1 protein-coding gene and 2 pseudogenes are annotated in these 2619 nt (G+C 39.9%); all 3 read left to right on the forward strand.

All coding sequences use genetic code 11. The annotated features are described in order from the left end of the window. Positions 1 to 476: 476 nt before the first annotated feature. Positions 477 to 1154, forward strand: coding sequence for a hypothetical protein (locus tag MHN31_RS23970; RefSeq protein ID WP_239445537.1), 678 nt, complete (start codon positions 477 to 479; stop codon positions 1152 to 1154). An 848-nt stretch (positions 1155 to 2002) separates the two neighbouring features. Next, a pseudogene (locus tag MHN31_RS23975) lies at positions 2003 to 2206 on the forward strand (transposase); the annotation flags it as partial. A gap of 92 nt (positions 2207 to 2298) precedes the next feature. Continuing rightward, positions 2299 to 2619 (forward strand): annotated as a pseudogene (locus tag MHN31_RS23980) (transposase); the annotation flags it as partial.

Below are 2619 nucleotides of genomic sequence, written 5' to 3' on the forward strand. Positions count from 1 at the left end.
AGTGCGAGCGATTACTGGGTTAACACTTTTTCTTTTTCACCATTTCAACTTATCTAAGTTCAGGCCTGGATGCGCATTCGTATTGTCCGAATCTGATTACTCTTCAAGATTTCGTGTTTAAACATATGACTTTCACTGCTCAGAGCTTATAGGAAGCGCTGAATTTGATAGTCTTGCATTTCGACTTTGAAATTGCCCACAATTGGTCTGTGAATTTACGGTTGGGTGTCTTTTGAAAAACCTCGGGTGTCTTTTGAAAAACCTTAAACATGCGACTTTCAGTGCTCAGAGCTTATAGGAAGCGCCGTATTTGATAGTCTTGTATTTAGACTTTGAAACTGCCCACAATTGGTCTGTGAATTTACGGGTGGGTGTCTTCTGAAAAAAAACGATAGAATTGACCACAAAGAAAGGTGTGAAAACACATCAGAATAGAGCTGTTGATATAGTAACGTATAATTAAGAGACTGTTTTAAATGAATGATATTGAAATATTTAACCAGAGACTTAAGTCAGAGTCTTTTTCAGGTCAAAAAGTCTCTAAATTTATTGCAGTAGAAAGTGAGTTTTTGGACTGTTCTTTTAAGGATATGAGTATCAAAGATATTTGTTTTGGTGGAGGCTCTAAACAAACCAGATATGTAAATTGCAATTTCGATAACTCTACATTTTCGTCAAATGTTCCGGGTGTTGCTCGGTTTGAAAATTGTAGCTTTAAGAACGTTAAAGTTAGAAAGCTTTTCTGTGTTGATGTTGAGTTTATAGACTGTGTGTTTAGTGGTGAGCTTAAGCAAGGAAATTTCGTTGGAATACATCGAGAAATTGATGGAACATCAAAAACAAATGAGTATAAAAACAATGATTTTAGTGAGCTAGCTTTTGGTGATGTCGGATTTATAGATATTGATTTGTCGTTGCAAAAGTTCCCTCATCGTGGTGCTTTAGCTGTTATAACTGATGTTTCTAGGTTTCTCACAAATGCAAAGGCTGAAATAGAAAAAATTGTTGAGCATTCAATGTATGATGATGCGGCAAAAGTTTTAACCATCTTGGAAATGGAAAGTGAAGGAGGCAACAATCAGTTGCTGGTAGACAAATTCAGCTTTCCTAAAAAACTTCAAGAAGCAGCTGAGCTCGTTTTATCATATAGATAATAACGCCAAAGCCCTTCGTAGTTACATGGACATCCACCCAAAATCTTAGACATTCAGTCTGGGCTTTTGGATGGGGGGGGGAGATGGACGCGCCTAAGTCGGCGTTAGCTGACCACTACAACCACTACACAGTCGCCTTGTGAATTTACGGGTGGGTGTCTCCTGAAAGTTTGCATGCACATCAATCGAGGTGGAAACAAAAATGCTTTTGATAAAAACTTGAAGCCGGTTTCTCATAAAAGTCCAGATGCGCACATATCGATACAGTAATGAGGTGAAAATGTGAGTTTTTTTGAATATAGTTTCCCCGATGAGATTGTAGAGTCTTTTTTATACGACTCCAAAAACAATTTAATAGAAATTAGTTTCGAGTCGTACAGTAGAAATGGTGACTTTATTGAGACGCCATGCAAATTAGTTATCAAAGATTGGGTTCAAGCTAATAGTAAACTTCATAACGCTAAAGAGTATGGCCCTTTGGAGTCATGCTTGGGAGTGATTAGCCTTATTTTAAGTATTACGAGCGATACAGAACGGGTATGCATTGTTGCGAATACTATTGACGATAAGTATATCGATTTGTTGTTCACTAATCCTTATATATATGTGGAAACCTTATCTTAAGGTAAGTTACAAAGAGTGTAGACCCTAACGCTATTCGTTTTAGCCAAAGTTCGGTGAATGGAGCTGGTGATTTGACGAAGAGTATGCAAGCAAATAGATACATGGACACCCACCCTAAAGTGGCGTATGTAAGGAAGGATACATGGACACCCACCTTAAACTGGCGTACGGAATTTACGCCGTCTACCTTTAGGTAATGCTCAATGGATTGAGGATGCTGGATTATGCCAATGGCAAGGAAGAGACAGGTCAGCTTATCAGATACAAAATATTACCACTGTATATCCCGGTGTGTTCGCCGGGCATTTCTGTGCGGCGTAGACCGCGTAACGGGCAAGTCTTTTGAACATCGTAGAAATTGGGTTGAGGAAAAATTGCTGACCCTTGCGAAGGTGTTTTGCATTGATGTGTGTGGCTACGCGGTGATTAGAAAGTTACATGGACACCCACCCTAAACTGGCGTACGGAATGTACGCCGTCTACCTTTAGGTAATGCTCAATGGATTGAGGATGCTAGATTATGCCAATGGCAAGGAAAAGACAGGTCAGCTTATCAGATACAAAGTATTACCACTGTATATCCCGGTGTGTTCGCCGGGCATTTCTGTGCGGCGTAGACCGCGTAACGGGCAAGTCTTTTGAACATCGTCGAGATTGGGTTGAGGAAAAATTGCTGACCCTTGCGAAGGTGTTTTGCATTGATGTGTGTGGCTACGCGGTGATGAGCAATCACACGCATATTGTGCTGTATGTAGATGATAAGAAAGCACAAAGGTTAACAGATAAAGCAATCGTTCTTCGCTGGCATAAGTTGTTTAAGGGCAACTGGTTGACGCACAAA

This window comes from Pseudoalteromonas sp. McH1-42, assembly GCF_022347845.1.
Classification (GTDB): domain Bacteria; phylum Pseudomonadota; class Gammaproteobacteria; order Enterobacterales; family Alteromonadaceae; genus Pseudoalteromonas; species Pseudoalteromonas rubra_D.